General features: G+C 28.5%; 19 protein-coding genes. 16 read left to right on the forward strand and 3 right to left on the reverse strand.

The window, feature by feature from the left end:
• Position 1: 1 nt before the first annotated feature.
• Together PZA12_RS02310 and PZA12_RS02315 are read left to right on the forward strand one after the other, a co-directional pair.
• The gene (locus PZA12_RS02310) at positions 2-808 is read left to right on the forward strand and encodes a spore coat protein (RefSeq protein ID WP_077842727.1); all 807 of its coding nucleotides are present in this window, start codon (positions 2-4) and stop codon (positions 806-808) included.
• 55 nt (positions 809-863) lie between these two features.
• On the forward strand, positions 864-1,919 hold the full coding sequence (locus PZA12_RS02315; RefSeq protein WP_077842726.1) for a CotS family spore coat protein: 1,056 nt from the start codon (positions 864-866) through the stop codon (positions 1,917-1,919).
• Between the two features lie 326 nt (positions 1,920-2,245).
• Here PZA12_RS02315 and PZA12_RS02320 read toward each other — a convergent pair whose 3' ends face one another.
• Positions 2,246-3,367, reverse strand: a complete 1,122-nt coding sequence (locus PZA12_RS02320; RefSeq protein ID WP_077838010.1) for a glycosyltransferase family 4 protein — start codon at positions 3,365-3,367, stop codon at positions 2,246-2,248.
• 108 nt (positions 3,368-3,475) lie between these two features.
• On the opposite strand from PZA12_RS02320, the gene PZA12_RS02325 reads away from it, so the two are divergent.
• From PZA12_RS02325 to rho, 13 genes are all read left to right on the forward strand, one after another.
• Complete coding sequence (locus tag PZA12_RS02325; protein WP_011967736.1) at positions 3,476-4,474, forward strand: CotS family spore coat protein; 999 nt, start codon at positions 3,476-3,478, stop codon at positions 4,472-4,474.
• A 274-nt stretch (positions 4,475-4,748) separates the two neighbouring features.
• Positions 4,749-5,609, forward strand: a complete 861-nt coding sequence (gene yabG / locus PZA12_RS02330) for a sporulation peptidase YabG (protein ID WP_077838009.1) — start codon at positions 4,749-4,751, stop codon at positions 5,607-5,609.
• 238 nt (positions 5,610-5,847) lie between these two features.
• Positions 5,848-6,387: a glutathione peroxidase gene (locus PZA12_RS02335; protein ID WP_078115785.1), complete on the forward strand. Its 540-nt coding sequence runs from the start codon at positions 5,848-5,850 to the stop codon at positions 6,385-6,387.
• Between the two features lie 518 nt (positions 6,388-6,905).
• Positions 6,906-7,148 carry a Veg family protein gene (locus tag PZA12_RS02340; protein WP_011967739.1) on the forward strand — a complete coding sequence of 81 codons (243 nt, stop codon included), beginning with the start codon at positions 6,906-6,908 and terminating at the stop codon, positions 7,146-7,148.
• Positions 7,149-7,611: 463 nt separating this feature from the next.
• Entirely contained in the window at positions 7,612-9,174 is a 1,563-nt protein-coding gene (locus tag PZA12_RS02345; protein WP_077838007.1) for a DUF3794 and LysM peptidoglycan-binding domain-containing protein, read from the forward strand.
• A 341-nt stretch (positions 9,175-9,515) separates the two neighbouring features.
• Positions 9,516-10,361, forward strand: a complete 846-nt coding sequence (locus PZA12_RS02350; protein ID WP_077838006.1) for a cyanophycinase — start codon at positions 9,516-9,518, stop codon at positions 10,359-10,361.
• Entirely contained in the window at positions 10,333-12,975 is a 2,643-nt protein-coding gene (cphA, locus tag PZA12_RS02355; protein WP_078115786.1) for a cyanophycin synthetase, read from the forward strand. Before PZA12_RS02350 ends, cphA begins: the two co-directional genes overlap by 29 nt.
• Before the next feature lie 147 nt (positions 12,976-13,122).
• Positions 13,123-13,965 (forward strand): 4-(cytidine 5'-diphospho)-2-C-methyl-D-erythritol kinase, encoded by an 843-nt coding sequence (gene ispE / locus PZA12_RS02360; protein ID WP_077842721.1) that lies wholly within the window; start codon positions 13,123-13,125, stop codon positions 13,963-13,965.
• A gap of 63 nt (positions 13,966-14,028) precedes the next feature.
• Positions 14,029-14,766 (forward strand): stage II sporulation protein R, encoded by a 738-nt coding sequence (gene spoIIR, locus PZA12_RS02365; RefSeq protein WP_078115787.1) that lies wholly within the window; start codon positions 14,029-14,031, stop codon positions 14,764-14,766.
• Between the two features lie 124 nt (positions 14,767-14,890).
• On the forward strand, positions 14,891-15,307 hold the full coding sequence (locus tag PZA12_RS02370) for a DUF1934 domain-containing protein (protein WP_011967745.1): 417 nt from the start codon (positions 14,891-14,893) through the stop codon (positions 15,305-15,307).
• A 105-nt stretch (positions 15,308-15,412) separates the two neighbouring features.
• A complete protein-coding gene (locus tag PZA12_RS02375; protein ID WP_078115788.1) occupies positions 15,413-15,721 on the forward strand; it encodes a hypothetical protein in 309 nt (102 codons plus the stop codon).
• Positions 15,722-15,885: 164 nt separating this feature from the next.
• Positions 15,886-17,496, forward strand: coding sequence for a CTP synthase (locus PZA12_RS02380; RefSeq protein WP_011967747.1), 1,611 nt, complete (start codon positions 15,886-15,888; stop codon positions 17,494-17,496).
• Positions 17,497-17,806: 310 nt separating this feature from the next.
• Complete coding sequence (rho, locus tag PZA12_RS02385; RefSeq protein WP_078115789.1) at positions 17,807-19,249, forward strand: transcription termination factor Rho; 1,443 nt, start codon at positions 17,807-17,809, stop codon at positions 19,247-19,249.
• Between the two features lie 40 nt (positions 19,250-19,289).
• Here rho and PZA12_RS02390 read toward each other — a convergent pair whose 3' ends face one another.
• Complete coding sequence (locus PZA12_RS02390) at positions 19,290-20,396, reverse strand: MGDG synthase family glycosyltransferase (RefSeq protein ID WP_077842716.1); 1,107 nt, start codon at positions 20,394-20,396, stop codon at positions 19,290-19,292.
• Between the two features lie 213 nt (positions 20,397-20,609).
• A complete protein-coding gene (gene rpmE, locus PZA12_RS02395; protein WP_017209895.1) occupies positions 20,610-20,819 on the reverse strand; it encodes a 50S ribosomal protein L31 in 210 nt (69 codons plus the stop codon).
• A gap of 189 nt (positions 20,820-21,008) precedes the next feature.
• Here rpmE and PZA12_RS02400 point away from each other — a divergent pair, with 189 nt between their 5' ends.
• Positions 21,009-21,593 carry a thymidine kinase gene (locus PZA12_RS02400; protein WP_017209894.1) on the forward strand — a complete coding sequence of 195 codons (585 nt, stop codon included), beginning with the start codon at positions 21,009-21,011 and terminating at the stop codon, positions 21,591-21,593.
• The last annotated feature ends 6 nt before the right edge of the window (positions 21,594-21,599 follow it).

A 21,599-nucleotide genomic window follows, 5' to 3' on the forward strand; every position in this document is an offset into this window, starting at 1 on the left:
TATGGATGAATTATTGATTAATCAGTATTTAAATAAAAAAGGAATAGCTATTGTTGGACAAGGTTTTAGTTATGATAAAAATATGCAAAGAAATGATATAGTTTCTCAAGTTGATTTAATTATAGAATTTCATAAATTATTATTAGGTGGCAATCTAACGGGATTAAGCAAAATTAAAAGCACAATAGGCAGAGAAGTGGAATCTTATAAAGTGCAGATAAGAAAACTACAAAAGAATTATTCATATGTATCTAGTAAAACATGTACAAATGAGATAGAGAATATCATATTATCAAACGGAAAAATAATGTTGGAAAAAGCTAATAAGGCTATAAATTATATTTATGAACATGACTACTTTGGAGTTATAAGACGTAGTATGAATAGAGAAGAAATCTGCCTTGGTAAAGTTGATAAAAGTAATTTAAGAAAAAATAATGAAAAAATAGAAGTGTGTACAATAAAAGGTATGACATATAACTTAGTAGAAGAGGACTTATATAATTATATTAAGAAACTACAAAGAAAGGAAATTAATATAGATGAGGAAGAACTAATAAAGTTATTTGTGCATGGATCACACTTATCATTTAACAGCTTTGATTATTTAAGAGGGCTTTGTAGCTATCCAAAGGATTTCTTAAAGTTTTGGGAGAGGTATAGAGATAGTAGAAAGGATAATATAAGAGAAATTTATGATATGCAAAATGGAGAATGCAAGGGTAGTAGGAAAACAAGGAATGACGAACAATTATTAAATGGATTGAAGAAAAGTTTAAAGTATGAAAGTAAAAATTTTATCATATAGGTAACCAAAGGTAGTTATTGTTTATACCTAAAGCTTAGTTGTTAGGAGGAAGAATATGAATAGAACTAAGTATTCAGAAAAAAATTATTTATGCGATTATGATTTGAGCCTAAAGTTCTTCGAAGAACTAGGAATAAAAGTAAACGACATTGTTCCACTTAGAAAAGTATTTTTGGTATATACAGACGAAGGAAATAAAATATTGAAAAGAGTAAATTATGATGTAGATAGAGTCAATTTAATAAGTGATTCTTTAGACTATGTAAAAAAGAGTTATGAACATGTAATAACATATAAAAGGTTCAGAGATGATTTATGTTATAAAGAGTGGAATGGACAAATTTATATTGTTATGGACATATTGAATGGAAGAGAAGCATCATTTTCTAATCCAGTAGAAATTGATCTTTGTGCAGAAAATATAGCTTTAATGCATAAAGCTTCAAAAGGATTAAGAGAATATTTGAAAGATAAATACAAAAAAGATTTTTTAGATATATCTTTGAAAGATAAAATTAAAGAAGCATATGATGATTTGATTTGGATGAAGAGCTTAGTAGATACGTACAAATATAAAAATGAATTTGATAAATTATTTATGAACAATGTAGATAAGTATTTAAATGAAATTAAAGAGGTTCAAGATGACCTTGAAAAAAGCTCATATGATAGCCTAAGACAGGATGGGGATACTATTCGTTTGTGTCATAATGATTTAGCTTATCATAATTTCTTAACCAAAAATAATGAAATAAATATAATAGATTTTGATTTTATGACCATAGATTTAAGAGTAATGGATATATGGAATTTTATTTTGAAGTGTATAAAGAATGCCGCCTTCGATGTAGACAAGATGTCAACTTGCATTAATGGATATGAGAATGTGTCAATTCTAAAAAAAGAAGAAAAAGAACTTTTGTATATACTTATAAAGTTCCCTAAAGATTTCTATACAATATCAAGAGATTATTATCATAAGAGAAAGAACTGGGAATATGAAGTATATTTAAGCAGATTTGAAGGAAAGTTGAGCAATGATGACTTTAGATATGAATTTTTAAAAGTTTTAAAAAATAAATTTTTCATAGGTTCTGAAGTAAAGAAGTAATTTAAGTATAAGTTTAATTTATTTGAATGCAAAGAATAATATAAATCTAATTTATAATTGATTTATTTATAATAATGATTAAGCCAATATTTTATTTCATAAATAGAATATTGGTTTCTTATTAGTTAAAAAATATGGAGAATTTATAAAGGCAAGAAAATCTCTTATGATTTTCTTGCCTTTATATAGATATTTAATAAAAATTGATTAATTGAAACTGTTGTAATATATATCACTTATAAGGTAGCTAACTACAAAAACTATGAAGGAATTTTACTAGTTATATAAAAAATATAAATTTTACTTTATATAGTTAGTGTCTTATTCTATGAATTTATTATAGCTTCATAGGCGGCTATTGTATCTAGAGCTGTTTTATTCCAAGAAAAGTTTTTACTTCGTGTTAGGCTTTTTTTGACCATTGTTAACCTTAATAAGCTATTACTTAAAACTCTTTCTATGTCATATGATAGTGAATCAATGTCATTAGGATCTATAAAAAGAGCTGATTCATGGCATACTTCAGGTAATGACGTAACATTAGAAGCTATTACAGGAGTACCGCATGCCATAGCCTCTATAGGAGGAAGTCCAAATCCTTCATAAAAAGAAGGGTATACAAGGACCTCGGCAGCGTTGTAAAATAACGGCATATCTTCAATGGGAATAAAATCAGTAAAAATAACGTTATTAGATATATTTAGATCATCAGCTCTATTTTTGTATTTAGTATAAGAAGGACCCTTACGACCAATTATAACTAGTTTGAAGCTTTCTTTTAATTTACTTGGGAGTTTAGAATAAGCTTCTATTAGTCCTATAATATTCTTTCTTGGACTAAATCCTCCAACGTAAAGTACGAAGTCTTCCTTTATCCCATATTTCTCGGTAATAAAGTCTTTAGATCTACATTTACTCATTGGTCTGTAAATATCTTCAGCAGCTAATGGGGTAACATAAATCTTTTCAGCAGGAAAGTTAAATTCCTTAGCAATATCATTCTTAGAGTAATTAGATACAGTAATTATTCCATCACAATTATCTAAAATTTTAGGCAGTTCATTATTAAATATTTTTAAATATCTATCACTAACAGTTTCAGGCATTCTTAAAGGAATTATATCATGTAGAGTAATAACTTTTTTGCATTCAACATTTTCTGATAGACCAACCCCGTTTTGTGGGACATGGTAAAGCTCTATGTCTGCATTATTTAATATATTGGGAACATTTATATCATCCCAAAAACTATTAGAAGGTATTGATTCAATAAGTTCTGTTTTAAAATTATTCTTTAAATCGGTTATAAAGTCGCATTGTGGTGTGAAAATTAAATAGTTATTGCTACTATCAACATTGTTGAGGCTAGATATTAACTGATAAGTATAGGTACCTATACCAGTGCCTCGATACCACTTTGCAGCTCTACCATCTATTCCTATTTTCATTATTAAACCCTTTCATAGCATTTGTCTTAATCTATTATATTAAAAGAATATAAAAAATGTTAATAAAAGAAATGATATCCTCATATAAATATACAGGAGGTGAGAAGTATGATGAGGGAATTTGAAATTGAAAGACAATTCAATATAAAGATAGAAAAAATAAAGGCAAATAAAGGCGTATACTATCTTAAAACAGATAAAGGCGAGAGATGTTTGAAAAAAATAAATTATGGACCCCAAAAGTTATTGTTCGTGTATGGTGCTAAAGAGCACTTAAGAAAAAATGGTTTTAATAATTTAGATAAATACTATTTAAACATAAATGGAGAGCCTTATGCGTTGGTTAATGAAGACTTATATACTTTGTCTGAATGGTTAGAAGGAAGGGAATGTGACTTCCATAACATAGATGAAGTAAAAATAGCAGCAAAGACTTTAGCTAATCTCCATGAAGCATCTAAGGGATATGATCCACCTGAGAATTCTAAGCTCAAAAGTGATCTTGGCAGATGGCCTCATTTAATAGAAAAAAGAATTAAATCTTTAGATAAAATGAGAGATATGGTAAGGAAAAAAAGTATAAAAAGTGATTTTGATATGCTTTATTTAAAGTCTATGGAGTTTTATAAAGAGATCGGAAAGAAATCCTTAGTAACTTTAAATGAGTCAGATTACTATGAGTTATGTGCAATTGCTGAGAATGAAAAAAGTTTTTGCCATCATGATTTTACTTATCATAATATAATTTTAAGCGATAGTATGGATGTACATGTTATAGATTTTGATTACTGTAAAAGAGAAGTTAGAACTTTTGATATAAGCAATTTTATGATAAAGGTGCTAAAGAGAGTTGAGTGGAATTTAGAATTTGCGACAGCTATTATAGAATCCTATGATTCAGTATCAAAATTAAAACCAGAGGAATATAAGGTATTATATGCATATCTTCAATTCCCACAAAGATATTGGAGGCTTGCAAATAGATATTATTATAATGAAGTTAATTGGGGGCAAAATACATTTGCAGGTAAGTTAGAATCAATAATACATGAGCAAGAGAAATACCTAGAATTTTTAGAAAAATTCAAGAATGAATATAAGATATAATAAACATAATAATATGAACTACCGAAATAATTAAAAATTATTTCGTGTTAGTTCATTTATTTTTTTATTCTTTAGAAAATTGTAATTCGGTAAAATCTGTGGAAGAGGTACTCATTGAGAGTATGACCTTTTGAGCGGGTTAATTAACGTATCCAAAGTAGAGCTTACGACTTTGTTCTTCGCTAGATAGAATAAAATCATTCTTGGATTAATTTAGAAACCTTTAATAATCTTTACCATATTATAATGTGAAAGAATGTATTAGGAGAAAGTAATGGAAATAGGAGATATAGTTGTTAGAAAATCTTATAATAAAGATATTACTTTTAAAATAATTGATATTAAAGATAGTGGTGGAAAGTATAATATAATTCTAAAAGGAATTAATATAAGAATAATAGCAGATGCAAGTTTGGATGACCTTGAAATTGCTGAAGAGGACACTGGGTCTCAGGATAAAATATTAAATACAAGAGTTAATGAGGCCATAAAGAAAGCTATGATACTAAGAGGTGATCTTAGGGATAAAGTTGAAAAATCTCCCAAGATAAAGACGAAAAATGAATTGATGTTTGGAAGGCCGGGGAAAATTCTCCATGTAGATGGGGATAGTGAGTACATGGAGACTTGTCTAAAGGTATATAAGCAATTATCTTTAGATGCAGTGGGGAGAGCTATAGCGGAAAAAGATCAACCGGAAGTAATAGTAGATTTAGTTAAAGAAGTAAAACCTGACATAGTAGTTTTAACTGGGCACGATAGTGTTTTACGAGAACCAAGGGATTATTTGAATCTAGATAATTATAGAAATTCAAGATATTATTTAGAGTCGGTCAAAAATTTAAGAAATTATAATTCGAGTTATGATGAACTAGTAATATTTGCAGGGGCTTGTCAAAGTTGCTATGAAAGAATATTAGACGTAGGTGCAAATTTTGCCTCGAGTCCAAATCGAGTATTAATTCATTGCCTTGATCCTGTTTTTGTATGTGAGAAGATTGCTTATACAAGAATTGATAAGGTGGTTTCAATAACTGATGTTATTGAAAACACGATAACAGGAATAAAGGGAGTTGGAGGATTGCAGACTAGGGGAAAGTACAGAGAAGGATATCCTAAATCTCCTTATATTTAATAAATAATTTAGATAGTAATTGCATAAAATAAATGATTAAAAACTTCAATACATCAAAGTAATTAGTAAGAGTATTGAAGTTTTTAACTATAATTAATGAATATAGTATTTCTATTTGACAAAAATAATAATAGAATATATAATAATTTTAAAAAATTGAATTTTATAAAATATAATTTGTTAAGATATAAGCTTATTCGCTTAATTTTATATTAAAGATGATAAGGAGAGAAGCAAAATGATATATGATTATTCAGTAAAAGATATAAATGGAAATCTGGTTTCTATGGAGACATATAAAGGAAAAGTATTACTAATTGTTAATACTGCTACAGGATGTGGGTTTACTCCACAATACGAAGGGCTTCAAAAGCTTTATGATAAATATAAAGACAGCGGGTTTGAAATATTAGATTTTCCATCAAATCAATTCTTTGAGCAAGCGCCTGGGACTAATGAAGAGATATCAAATTTTTGTAAATTAACATACGGAACAACTTTTAAAACATTTGCAAAGATTGATGTAAATGGAGAGAATAGTGATCCGTTATATGTTTTCTTAAAGAAAGAGGCCCCTATTGCAAATGAAGACGATGCATCAAAGGGATTGTATAATCTTTTATCAGAAAAAGGCTTTAATACAAGCGGAGATGATATTAAGTGGAATTTTACAAAATTTCTTGTATCAAAAGAAGGAAAAGTGATAGCTAGATTTGCACCAACCTATGAGCCAGAAAAAATTGCTGATCAAATTGAAAAATTAATTAATGAAAAATAAAGAATAAATATAAAGACTCCTTTAATGTACGTGTGATTAAAGGAGTGTTTTGTTTTATAGTGAAAAATATTTTTTATATAATTAAAAAATGTAATTTGGTATGGTTGAGAATAAATTCTGAACGGGGAGGGAATTCCAGCTTTATATAAAATGCCTACTAAGATTTTCTTAAAAAATATATTAGAGAATAAAATACTGACCAATATTACTGTAAGTAGTATTGGTCAGTATATAACATTGGAAATGCTCGAAATAAAATTATCAAAGTCATGACCATGGAATCTACTTGAAAATAAAATTAAGGTTATTTATAGATCATGAAATGTTATAGAATTAAATTTAACGATAAGGGGAATAATAATTAAGAAAAAGCAGATAATATAATAAAATAGCTTGAAAACATATATAATTGGAAAAATGTTTACATTGACAATATGGTGCTATAAATGATAAAATATTTATTTTACTTGACTAATTTATGATTTTGTTATATAATTAGTATGAAAGAGGGTGTTTACATGGAAAAAGTTAAAACTATTGCTTCCATTAAAAACGATATAGAGAGACACGTCGGTCAGAAAGTGACTCTAAAAGCTAATGGTGGAAGGAAAAAGATTTTAGTTAATGATGGTATAATTGAAAGTGTATACCCAAGTATTTTTGTTATAAGATTAAAAAATGACACCCAAAGGACCGTGACTTATAGTTATTCAGATGTATTAACAAAGACTGTACAATTGGTATTTCCAACTAGAATATAAGCTTCGATTAATTCGGAGTTTTTTCTTTTTCTCTTATTTTAAAAATGAGTTTCTGCCGTTGATATTTATTTAAAATAATTAATGAATTAGAAATTGTAAGAAGTGTTTTTATACGTAGAAAGCTATAAATAGAATATAATTTTAAGATTAAAATAATAATAGGATTTAGATTAACTAAATAATTTTATAAAAAAAGAAAGATGGTGGGTTTCCATCTTTCAACTATGGTATAAAAGGGTATTGAGAATTTATGAGAGGTTATATGGTCAATAACCAATTACTATATTACGACAAAAAATAGTATATGTCAATAAAAAACGCAAAAAAATTTAAAAAAATATTGTTAAGTAGATCAAGTAAAAGGTTTACTTGATTTTCGGGAATAAAATAAAAATATATTTATCATAAATTTCTACTTAGATGTATATAAATGAATAGTAGGAATTTTATGGAGGTATAAAATATGGCAGATATAGATATTGTAAAAGAAAATGTACAGTTTGAACAATTGCTTAGGGAAAATAATACGAATTCGGTATTAAAAGATGAATACTTAATCCCTGATACCCATCCTGATGTACAAGAGATATTAACTGTTGAAGCTAGACCCATGATAACTAATAAAGAAATAATTGGAGATAAAGTAGTTATAGAAGGAAAGGTTGAGTACACAGTAATATATTTAGCTAAAGAAGAGGGACTCGCAGTAAATTCAGTAAATTATAATCAGAACTTTACAAATAATATTGACTTAAATCAAGGGGAAAATAGAGTAATTTGCGAGGCAGAGTGTAATATTGAACATATTGAAGCAAACATAATGAATGAGAGGAAAATATCTATTCAGGGTATAGTTACTGTAGAGTGGGAACTTTACAAGAGCAATGAATTTGAATTTGTAAAAGATATTGAGGGCAATGATCAAGTAGAAGTATTGAAAAAGACAGAGACAATTAATAAAATCAATGCAACAGAAGATGTTGAATTAGTAGGTAAATCTATGATTAGAGTTGGTATGGATAAACCACAAATCAGCAAAATATTAAAGTGTTCCTTACTACTTCATAAAAAGGAAATAAAAATAACAGAAGATAAAGTTTATCTTGGCTGTTACTGCAAATTAAATATACTATACAAAGGAGAAGATTCTAAGGAAATAATTCCATTAGAAGATGATATTTATTTATCAAAAGAGGAAGAAATTAATGGTATAACATCAGATATGATTCCAACAGTTTCCTATGAAATATCAAATAATGATTTAATGCTAGAAGAAGATGATTTAGGCGAAATAAGAATTATAAATGATGAGCTTGTAGTTAGAGCAAATGTTAAGATATTTTCAAAAGAAAACATAGATACTATTAAAGATGCATATTCTACCAATTGTTTGCTTAGTCTCAAAAAAGATGAACATGAAGTTGGAATTCTTCATGGAATGAATAATTCTGAAGCAATTGTTAAGTATAATATTCAATTGAAAGATAATGATTTGAGACCTGAACATATAATATCCGCTAATGGGGCTATAATATTAACAGATAAACAAGTTGTAAAAGACAGAGTTATTGTAGAGGGAATTATAAAAGCAAGTATATTGTATAAGACAACTGATGAGGAAAAATACCTATCAAGTGTTAAAGCAGAGATACCATTTTCAGCTGCAATTGATATAGCAGGTGCAGATGAAAATATGAAATCTATAATTAAAAGCAATTTAGAAAACATTGAAGCAGCTATAGAAGGAAATAATATAGCGATTAAAGCTACTGTGATACTATCTGGCAGAGTATTGTATGAAATGAATAAAGAATTTGTTTCAGATGTGGTTGAAGAAGAGGGCGATATTCCAGAAAAGAAAGCCAGTATTACTATATACGTAATTGGTAAAGGGGATACTTTCTGGAACTTAGCAAAAAAATATAATACAACAGTTGACGATTTGATTAAGATAAATAAGATTGAAGATCCAGAACATATTGAAGAAGGACAAAAATTGATAATACCAGGAAGGGCAATATTCTAAAATTAATTAAATTCATAATATTAGAGATACTTTAAGAATTTCATTAGATGAATTCTGGAGTATCTCTTTTTTTCGAAGCAATATTATTAAAATCTAAAAAATAGAAAGAATTTAGAAAAAGTTTTTGGATATGAAGAAAAAAATAGTTACATAATAAAATGAAAAATACACAAACTAAGTTTTGTTTTATAGTTGCTAATTACTTCTAACTTAAGGAAGTAAAAACTAGAGAAATTATTCTTATAGGAAACGTGATTTGGCATTTGCAGCAGCCAAATTTCTTGAATAATTATTTAATCTGGTGGATAGAATATGTAATGCATGATATGAGGTGAGAAAATTTGAAAAAAGTTTTAAGTGGTAATTTAATAATCATTGGAGGAGCCGAAGATAAAGAAGGCAAAAAAGAAATTTTAAAAAGAGTATGTGATTCAATTGACAAAAGTAAAGATACTTTATTAATTGCAACTATTGCAACTGATTATCCTAAAGAAGCCGCAAATAAATATAAAGAGGTATTTGGAGAGCTTGAAGTAAAAAATATAAAGGTATTAGATATAAGCGAGAGAACAGAAGCGTCTGATGATATGAATGTAGAGCTAATCAGAGAGTCCTCATTAATATTTTTTACCGGTGGAGATCAATTAAAGATAACAAGTTTAATTGGCGGAACTCCGGTTTATGATGCATTAGAAGAAGCTTGGAAGAATGGTGCATTTATAGTAGGTACTTCAGCAGGGGCATCTGTAATGAGTGACACAATGATAGTTCAAGGGGAAGATGACGATGATCCTAGAAAATGCACACTAAAAATGTCTCCAGGGCTTGGGTTGATTAAGGACGTTATAATTGACCAACATTTTGCTCAAAGAGGAAGAATAGGAAGACTATTAACAGGAATTGCACAAAATCCTGAGGTTTTAGGTATAGGAATAGACGAGAATACAGGAATAGTAGTAAACCAATCTGGAATGATAGAGGTAATAGGTGAAGGGGCAGTTTACTTTATCGATGGTAGTGCAATTACATATACTAATGTTTCAGAATTATATGCAGATGATATTTTGAGTATGCATAATGTTAAGTTGCATGTATTAACTGATGGAAATAAATTTGATCTTATAAAAAAGTCACCTTTTGAGGAGGAAAAGTTTAATCATGAAGATAATACAAAAGAGAATATATGAAGGCCAAAATATTTATTCTCATAAAAAATGTATAAGAATAGATATGGATTTGGAAGGATATTCTGAAATACCAAGTAAGGACATACCGAATTTTAATTTTAATCTTGTAAATATAATACCTGAATTAAAAAATCATAGATGCGGAATTGATGAAGAAGGTGGTTTTGTTAAAAGACTAAAAGAAGGAACTTACCTAGCGCATATTTGTGAACACACTATGATAGCGATACAAAATAATTTGGGGATAGATGTTGCTTATGGAAAGGCAAGAGAAATTAAAGGCGATATGTATTATATTATCGTACAATATGAATATAAAAATACAATACTTGAGGTGGCTAATTTAGCCATAGATTTGATGAATTCTTTGATAGCACAAAATCCAATAAATTTCGATGGAAGAATGAAAATTATACAAAACATATTGCAAAATGAGCAAATGGGTGCGACTACAAAAGCAATATGTGATGCGGCAAGGGAATATAAACTTCCTGTTATGCAATTAGGGGATAGCACCATATATCAAATAGGATATGGAAAAGCAGGTAGACTTATAGAAGCTTCTATAGGAAACAAGACTAGTTGTGTAGGAGTTGATATATCTTGTGATAAGCTCTTAACAAAACAGTTGCTTCAAACTCAAAATATACCTGTAGCTGATGGAAGCAAAGTGCTTAATTTAATTGGGTTATTACAAGAAGCAGAACGAATTGGATATCCAGTGGTTTTAAAGCCACAATGTGGAAACAAAGGTCAAGGTGTAATACTAAATATAAAAGATCAAAAACAATTGGTTGATGCATATATTAACTTAAGAAAAAATCAAAAGGATATAATTTTGGAAAAATACTTTGAAGGAAGCGACTACAGAGTTTGTGTCGTGAATTATAAAGTGGTAGCTGCATCATTGAGAATTGCTCCATATGTTATTGGAAATGGAAAAGATAGTTTAAGAATGTTAATAGAGGTTCTTAATAAAGATCCATTAAGAGGAGAGGATCATGAAAAAGCATTAACCAAAATAAAAATTGATGCTGAGTTAATAGCATGTCTTTCTAAAAGAGGATTGGAGCTAAACTATATCCCTGAAGAGGGTGAAAAAATATTATTAAGAGAGAATGCAAATCTTTCTACTGGCGGAATAGCAATAGATTGTACTGATGAAATCTGCGAAGAGAATATAGAAAGTTGTATAAATGCAGCTAAAACTTTAGGTTTAGATATTTGTGGAGTTGATATTTGTGCAAAAGATATTAGTGTTCCGCTCAAGGACAATAATGGAATAGTTTTAGAGATAAATGCTGCACCAGGTATAAGAATGCACCATTTCCCTTCAAAAGGTAAAAAGCGTAATGTTGGAAAAGCAATACTTGAAACGCTTTATGATGAAGAACCTAAAAATATACCTGTAATATCTATTACAGGCACTAATGGAAAGACAACTACTACAAGGTTAATAAGTCATGTACTAAGAAAGATGGGAAGCAATGTAGGCATGACATCGACTGATGGTGTATATTTGAATGAAAAGTGTATACATAAGGGAGACGATTCTGGATTTAATAGCGCAAGATCAATACTGATGAATAAAGATGTAGATGTAGCTGTTTTAGAAACTGCTAGAGGAGGATTGGTTAAAAGCGGGCTAGCATATGAGTTGGCAGATGTAGCAATAATCACAAATATAACAAATGATCATCTGGGCTTGGATGGAATTAATTCTATTGAAGAGTTGAGTTTTACAAAAGCTTTAGTAGGAGAAGCTGTAAAAGATGATGGTTTTGTTGTTGTAAATGCCGATGATAAATATAGCAAAACTGTAATAAATAGATTCTCAGCAGAAAAGATTTATTTTTCAAAAGATAAAGAAAATCCGTTGATACAAGAAAATATAGCTAATGGAAAAATAGCTGTATTTGTTGAAGATGATAAGATTTGTGTGATTAATAATAAGAAGAAGTATGAAATTGTATCTGCTAGAGAGTTACCAATATCATATAATGGAACATTAGAATATAATATAGAAAATGCAATGGCGGCTTGTGCAGGTCTTGTAGGCTTAGAAGTTGATTATTGTATGATTTCAAAAGGTTTTATGGATTTTGGGTTAAAGAACGAAGATAATAGCGGAAGATTTAATATGTATAATTACCTTAACAGAAGAGTTATATTAGATTATGCTCATAATATTGAAGGGTATAAAGCGGTTATATCTTCATTGAGAAAGATTAAAGGAGATAATGATTTAATTGGGGTAATTGGAATACCAGGAGATAGAAAAGACGATATAGGATACGCAATAGGAGAAATATGTGCTAATAATTTTGATAAAATAGTAATAAAAGAAGATAAGGATAAAAGGGGTAGAAAATCTGGAGAGATTGCAGATATATTAGAAAAGTCAATATTGAAAACTAATAAAAATGCAAATTTAAAGATTTGTCTAGACGAAGTTCAAGCGTTAAAATATGCAATAGATATAAGTAATAAGGACGATATAATTGTAGTATTCTATGAAAAATTAGATTCTCTTTTAGAGTTTATAAATGAGGAACCAAACAAACAACTAGATACGTTCGATGAAGAATATAAACAGTATAGTAATACACTATAACTATTTATAAAAGATTTAAAGTTATCTAAAATCGACGCATAGTAGAATGTTTAAAAAGCATTATTAATCCTTTTTTAATTTATTAATTAGACAAGATTTTTTACCTATGATAAAATATTGTCAAAATGTTAAGAAAGGAATAAGATAATGAAGATTAAGGCTTATGCCAAAATAAATATTGCCTTAGATATTGTTGGGAAAAGAGAAGACGGATATCATATATTAAAAATGATAATGCAAACTATAGATTTATATGACATAATAGAAATAGAAAAAACTGAATCTGAGATAAGGTTAAACTGTAATAAACATTATGTTCCTACAGATGAAAGAAATTTAGCTTATAAAGCAGCGAAAATATTTAAGGAAACTTATTCTATTAGTCAGGGAGTAGATATAAAGTTAACTAAGAATATACCTGTTTCAGCTGGATTGGCAGGCGGAAGTACTGATGCAGCAGGAGTTTTAAAGCTTATGAATAAGATGTTTAATGTAAATGCAAGTGATGAAGAATTGAAATCTATAGGGCTAAAACTAGGAGCTGATGTACCATATTGCATAAAAGGTGGAACAGCACTTTGCGAAGGTATAGGAGAAAAAATTACCCAATTAAAATCATTTAAAGATAAAATAATAGTTTTAGTAAAGCCACCTTTTGGTGTATCAACAAAAGAAGTTTATAAATGTTTTGATTTATCAAAAGTTGTATTTCATCCTAAAATAGATAGTTTAATAGAAAATATGAATAATGATGATGTTTATTTTGTAGCAAATAATATGAAAAATTTATTAGAGAATGTGACTTTAAGGAAACATAGAGTTATTGCTAACATTAAGGAAGAAATGAAATCTATTGGCTCTATAGGTACAATGATGAGTGGTAGTGGGCCGACTGTTTTTGCTTTTTTTGATGATATGCTAAAAGCGCAGTTATGTTATGATGAAATGAAAAAAAAATATAAAGATGTATTTATAACAAGAACAATTTAATTCAAATTGAATGTATAAAAAACCTCCAAGTGGTAATAATTTTAGCTACAAGGGGGTTTGTTTATGATAAAATATTTGAAATTAAAAAAAATAGTATTGGTAGTTTTAATAACATTAAGTATAAATATATTTTCTGGATGTACAAGCATTAGCGGAGGTAATAGTACAAGTTTGGTAAATAGTTTAATTGCAACAGAAAGTAATAAAAACGAGAATAATATGAGGGTGCTCAATTACGACGAGGTTAAAGATTCATTAATAAGATTTCATGTTATTGCTAATAGTGATAACGATGATGATCAGCAATTGAAGTTAAAAGTTAAGAATAGAGTTATAGATTATCTATATCCTTATTTAAATTCTTCACAGTCATTAGATGAATCAAGAAAAATTATAAAAGATAAGATGGAAGATGTTAAAACACTTGCACAAGAGGTAATTAAGGATAATAATTATGATTATGATGTAAAAGTTGAATTGTCTAGGGAAAACTTTCCTGATAAGTCTTATGGTAATATCACTTTGCCGCAAGGAAATTATGAGGCCTTTAGAATAATTATAGGAAGTGGACAAGGAAGGAACTGGTGGTGTGTAATGTTTCCTCCACTATGTTTTGTAGACGAATCAAAGGCACAAGTGGAATATGATAAAACGGAGAATAAAATAAAGTCAAATGGAAAAAGTTTTGGATTAGAATCTAAAGACGATTCAACTGAAAATGTAGAAGATAAGCAAGCTGATGGAAATAATATAAAGATAAAGTTTAAAATAGTGGAAATATTTCGAGATATATTTAAATAAGATTAATAGGATATTTGGAAGTTTTATTCACAAAATTTATATAGTTGTCAAATGAATTTAATAAAGCTTACTTCTGCAAGTTAAAAAAATTTTCAAATATAATATATTATAAGTGGAGGGAAATATGAAGAAAAAAGCTATTATAACGGTGGATAGTTATGTGTTGGATAATGAAGAGGATCTTGTAGGTGTAGTAACTCCGGGAGATTTCCATGAAATAGAAGATGGATTTAAGGTAGAGTATGAGGAAACAAAGCTTTCAGGGATGGAAGGGACAAAGACTACTATAATAATAAGAAATGATTCTTTTGATTTAATAAGAGAAGGCACTACAGAAACTAAAATGGAATTTAGAAATAATCATAGAACAATATCTCTATATAAAACGCCGTACGGTGTTATGGATCTTCAAATAGATACTAAAAAACTTAATATTGATATTAGCAAAGAGGGCGGAACAATAACCGCAATGTACATACTAGAAATAGGTGGACAGCCTGCATTGAAGACAAACTTAACTATCGGTGTGAAATTAAATTAAGTAGGTTCTATATTTATTTAAATACTCCCTTTGTATAAAGAGATTTAGGAATAAGTTGATTAAATTAGAAAAAAATGGGATATAATTTCAAAGGGAGGAATATATATGCAAAATGGATTGAAATATATAGAGATATTGAATAACATATGCGAATATTACGGAATTGATGAAGAAAAATTTATAGAATTGCTAAAAAATAGAGATAATAAATATATATTATTATTATTATTAAAATATAATCACTGTTTAGATACTGAGAGAGTTAAGGAAGTTTTTAATCTAAAAACTTCTAAGAGTATAAGTAACAATTTGAAACTAGCAGAAGAAAAGTTATTAATAAATAGACTTTTTAGAGAGAAGTACTTTGAATTAGAAGATAATATAGGAAAGAATAGCATGACCAATTTATTATAAAAAAAAGACTAGATATTGGAGTAGATATGTGATATTATAATACCTATGTTATTAAGCAACACAAGTGCCCCATATTATATTATGGGGTGATTTTCATTATAGCATGACTTTTTGAAAAAGTCAATATTAATTTAGAAGAACATTTTAACATAGGGAGGATAAAAATGAGTACTAAATACGTTTTTGTTACAGGCGGAGTTGTATCAGCACTAGGAAAAGGAATAACAGCAGCGTCTCTTGGGAGATTATTGAAGAATAGAGGGGTAAAAATTTCTATTCAAAAATTTGATCCATATCTTAATGTGGATCCGGGAACAATGAGCCCTTATCAGCATGGAGAGGTTTTTGTTACAGATGATGGAGCTGAGACGGATTTAGATTTAGGCCATTATGAAAGATTTATAGATGAAAGTTTAACCCAAAATTCAAATGTTACAACTGGTAAGATATATAGTTCTGTTATAGAAAAAGAAAGAAGGGGAGAATACCTTGGAGGTACAGTTCAGGTAATTCCTCATATAACTAATGCTATAAAAGATAAAGTATACCAAGTAGCAAAAGATAGAGATGTTGATGTGGTAATAACTGAAATCGGTGGGACTGTTGGAGATATAGAATCACAACCATTTTTAGAATCTATTAGACAAATAAAAAGTGAAGTTGGAGCTGAAAATGTTTGTTACATACATGTTACTTTGGTACCATACTTGGGAAAAGCAGGAGAATTAAAGACAAAGCCTACTCAACATTCAGTAAAAGAATTAAGAATGATAGGTATCCAACCAGATATAATAGTATGCAGAACTGAAAAAGAATTATCAGATGATGTTAAAGCTAAAATTGGATTGTTCTGTAATATAGACGGAAGATCAGTAATTCAAAATCTTGATGCGGAAAATTTATATGAAGTTCCATTAATGCTACATTCAGAAGGTTTAGATAATCTTGTATGTGAAAAATTACATTTAGGATGTAAAGATATTGATAATTCCGAATGGATTCAAATGGTACAAAAGATTAAGAACCTTAAAAACAACGTGAAGATAGCATTAGTGGGTAAATACGTTGAGTTACACGATGCATACATATCAGTAGTTGAAGCATTAAGTCATGGTGGATATGCTAATAATACTAATGTTGAAATTAAGTGGATTAATGCCGAAAATATTGAAAACAGTAATGCTCAAGAATTACTTAAAGATGTTGATGGAATATTAGTGCCAGGTGGATTTGGTGACAGAGGAATAGAAGGTAAAATAGCAGCTATAAAATGGGCGAGAGAAAATAAGAAACCTTTCCTAGGAATTTGCTTGGGAATGCAATGTGCCGTAATTGAATATGCAAGAAGTGTATTAGGGTATGAAGATGCAAATAGTTCGGAAATAAACCCAGGTACAAATTATCCAGTAATAGATCTTATGCCAGATCAAAAGGATATAGAAAATCTTGGTGGTACAATGAGATTAGGATTATATCCTTGTAGATTAGCTGAAAATACTAACTCTTATGAAGTATATAAAAATGAAATTATCAATGAAAGACATAGACATAGATATGAATTTAATAATGAATTCAGAAAACAAATAACTGAAGCTGGAATGAAAATTGCAGGAACAAGTCCTGATGAAAGATTAGTTGAGATTGTTGAAGTAGAAGATCATCCATGGTATGTTGCAGTACAATTTCACCCAGAGCTAAAATCAAGACCTAACAAGCCACATAAGTTGTTTGTAGGATTTATTAAAGCAGCATTAGAAGAAAATAAATCAAAGTAATTTGTTTTATTATTGAGTTTAATATATAATAAGTATTATAATTTATTATATATTAAACTTATTTTAATAACTTTAGTAGTTTAAATTATTGATCATGAATTATATAAAATAAAATTTAATATATTGCATTAAATTTGAAATAAATATCCAAACTAATAGAAAATGTATTTTTACAAGTATTATTCTAAAATATTCTCAAATATATATCATTTCTAACTATCTTACTGTTAAATTTTCCGATATAAAATATAACTAAAATTATAAAAGAATTGATTTTATAGATTCATATCTATAAATTGGAGGTGCGAACTTGACAAAAAAAGAATATGAAAGCATGACTTTAACAAAGTTAAAAGATATTGCTAAAGATTTAGGTGTGAAAAATATATCTAAATATAAAAAGAATGAGCTAATAGAAGAAATATTGAAAGTTCCTAGTAACTTTATAGAAAAGAATGGTGTTATATTAAGAGAAAATATAGCACCTAAGAATGTAGAAGAGACTAGAAGTGTTATGCCTAGAAGTAATAATATTGAGGCGAATAAAGAAAGCAATGATTCAGAAGTGAAATCTAGGACAAATGAAATTGGGAATGTGGAAAAGAAAGAAAATTTAAAAGAAATGATAAATGAATCCAACGTTGCAAATGGGATTTTAGAAATACTTGAAAATAATAGTTTTGGCTTCCTAAGATGTAAAAACTATTTAACTAGTAGCGAAGATGTTTATGTGTCTCCATCTCAGATTAGAAGATTTAATTTAAGAACAGGAGATGAAGTTGAGGGTAAGGTAAGAGAAGCAAAGGAAACTGAGAAGTTTAAAGCTTTATTATTTGTTCAAAAAGTTAATGGAGAACATCCGGAAAAAGCTATAGGAAGAAAATCTTTTGAAACATTAACACCAATATATCCAAAAGAAAGATTAAAATTAGAAACATCTGATAGTAATGATTTATCATCGAGACTAATGGATATAATATGCCCAATAGGAAAAGGACAAAGAGGAATTATAGTCGCTCCACCAAAGGCAGGGAAAACTACATTATTAAAAAAGATTGCTCAAAATATATCTAAAAATTATCCTGATGTAAAGCTTATTGTTTTGCTTATAGATGAAAGACCAGAAGAAGTTACTGATATGAAGAGGTCTATTAATGGAGATGTAGTTTATTCAACTTTTGATGAGGAACCGCAAAACCATGCAAAGGTAGCTCAGATGGTATTAGAAAGAGCTAAGAGAATGGTTGAGCAAGGAAAAGATGTTGTTATTCTCATGGATAGTATAACTAGACTATCAAGAGCATACAATTTGACAATAACTCCTACAGGTAGAACATTGTCAGGTGGTCTTGATCCAGGTGCACTTATAATGCCTAAAAAGTTTTTTGGAGCAGCAAGAAAAATTGAAGAGGGCGGAAGCTTAACAATACTAGCCACTGCACTAATCGAAACAGGGTCGAGAATGGATGATATGATATTTGAAGAATTTAAAGGAACAGGTAATATGGAAGTTCATTTAGATAGACGTCTACAAGAGAGAAGAATTTTCCCGGCTATAGATATATATAAGTCTGGAACAAGAAAAGAAGATTTAATTTTATCTAAAGAAGAATTAGAAGTGGCATTCTCCATAAGGAAAAAGATGTATAGAGATGGAAACTCAGATGATATTACAGAGAATTTAATTAATATGTTATCTAAAACTGGCGACAATAAAGAATTTATAGATGTATTCCAGAAAAAAATTCAATAGGTAACAAAAAAGATGACCATTTTATTCTAGTGGCCATCTTTTATTTCTTAGAAATTAAATCATCTGCTATATCGACTATTTTAGTTAAAGAATAGGTTGATGATAACTCTTTGAGCTTTAGCTTAATTTTGGATAGCTCATTAGGGTTGTTTATTAAGTAATTTATTTTATCATTCAGCTTGCTTAAGTCTTTTACATATATTGAATAACCTTCGCTAGTTAGAAAATCTATATTTTCATTTTCTTGACCTGGTATGGCAAATGGAATTATTAATGGAATGTTCTTTACTATAGATTCTGTAACAGTTAATCCGCCAGGTTTTGATATTAAGATATCACAATAATCCATTAAATAAGAGATATCTTTTGTGAAACCTAATATATGAAGTTTTTTATTTTCAAAGTTATTTTCCTTACAATAACTAATTAATCTATTTTTTAAGTTATCATTTTTGCCACAAACTACTGTGATTCTTAACTTGTGTGGATTTTTTAACAATTCCTTAAGAACTGTAAAAATAGTAGTTAATCCAAGACTTCCTCCCATAAGCAATAAATTAAAATATTCATCATCTTTTAAATCGTTTGCTAATGTAACTTCAGTATAAAATTTACTACTTATAGGTATGCCTATTGGATAAATTTTATTAGGATTAATACCTCTATCTACTAGAGATTTTTTTGTATAGTTACTTCCGGTTATATAAGCATCAACGTAAGAATCCACATATAGATAATGAGCTTTAAAATCTGTAACTACTAAAATAAAAGGTATATCTAATCCATTCTTTTTTAGATCTGAAATTACGCTAATATTAATTGAATGGGTAGCTATGATAACATCGGGTTGTATTTTGTTTATAAGTTTCGAAACCTTCTTTCTTGCCATAAAGAAGATGAGTTTTAATAGTTTATTGGTTAATTTGGTATCAGTTAGTTTGTAAAAGAAACCATAAGTTTTGGGAAACTTCGATGCCGAAAACTCATATCCAATTACAATTATATCGTTAAGAAGCTTGCTGTTCTTGGCTAAAAAGTCAAGCTTTGTAATCTCATAACCAGAATTATTAAATGATTCCTCTACGGAAGCAGCAGCTTGATTATGTCCCTGTCCTGTAGATGTTGTTAAGATTAAAACTTTTTTCATGAAAGTCACTCATTTCAACATTATTATATTACATAGTTTACCATGTATAGTATATAATTTAAATATTAAATTATATACGCTAATATATTAAAATTTAGTTATTTAAATTTTAAGTATGTATAAGTTTGCAAACAATTGCAGTAAAATCTATATTTCTAATATATTAGAAAATTGAATAAAAAAGGAAAGACATCGTCTTTCCTCATAAAGTTATTACTTGCTGCCAAGGTTGAATCTCTTGTTGAATTTATCAACTCTTCCACCAACGTCAACAATTTTTTGTTTACCAGTGAAGAATGGGTGGCATTTAGAGCATATTTCAACTTTTAGTTCTTCTTTAACAGAACCAGTAGTGAAAGTGTTTCCACATGCACACTTAACCACTGTATTGTGGTGGTATTCTGGATGTATGCCTTCTCTCATTATTTTTCACCTCTTTCAATTATATAAACTATGTTAATTATTCAATAACAACCACCATATTATATCATAGTAGAATTTTAGCGTCAATAATAAATCCGTGTATGTAAATAATATAAAAATGTCTTTTTATGATCACTATTAAATGATATAATCGATTATGATACCTTAAATAAGGAGAGTATTTTACAGATGAGTAAATTATATTTTAGATATGGGGCCATGAATTCTGGAAAATCAACTCATTTAATGCAAGTTGCTTATAATTATGAAGAACGTGGTATGAAGGTGGTAATTATTAAACCTAGAATTGATAACAAAGGTGGAGACACACTTGTATCTAGGTTAGGAGTAAATAGGCGGGTAGATTTATTAGTTTCAGATCAGGATGATATCTTTCAAATAATCAGTAATTATATAAAAGAAAATAATAAAATAGACTGTATACTAGTAGACGAAGTTCAATTTTTAAGAGAATCACAAATAGATCAGTTATTTGAAATTGCTGTAAAGATTAATATACCTATAATATGTTATGGTCTAAGAACTGATTTTAAAAGAAATGGATTTGAAGGTAGTACAAGATTGTTATTGTTGGCTCATAGTATTGAAGAAATGAAAACAATCTGTGCATGCGGTAGGAAAGCTATATTTAATGGAAGAAAAATAAATAATAAATTTGTATTTGAGGGAGAACAAATCGCAATTGATGATGAAGATAATGTTGAATATGAGTCATTATGTGGAGAGTGCTACTATAAATACAAAGAAAATTAATTAGGA

It is taken from the genome of Clostridium beijerinckii (genome assembly GCF_036699995.1).
GTDB lineage: Bacteria > Bacillota > Clostridia > Clostridiales > Clostridiaceae > Clostridium > Clostridium helianthi.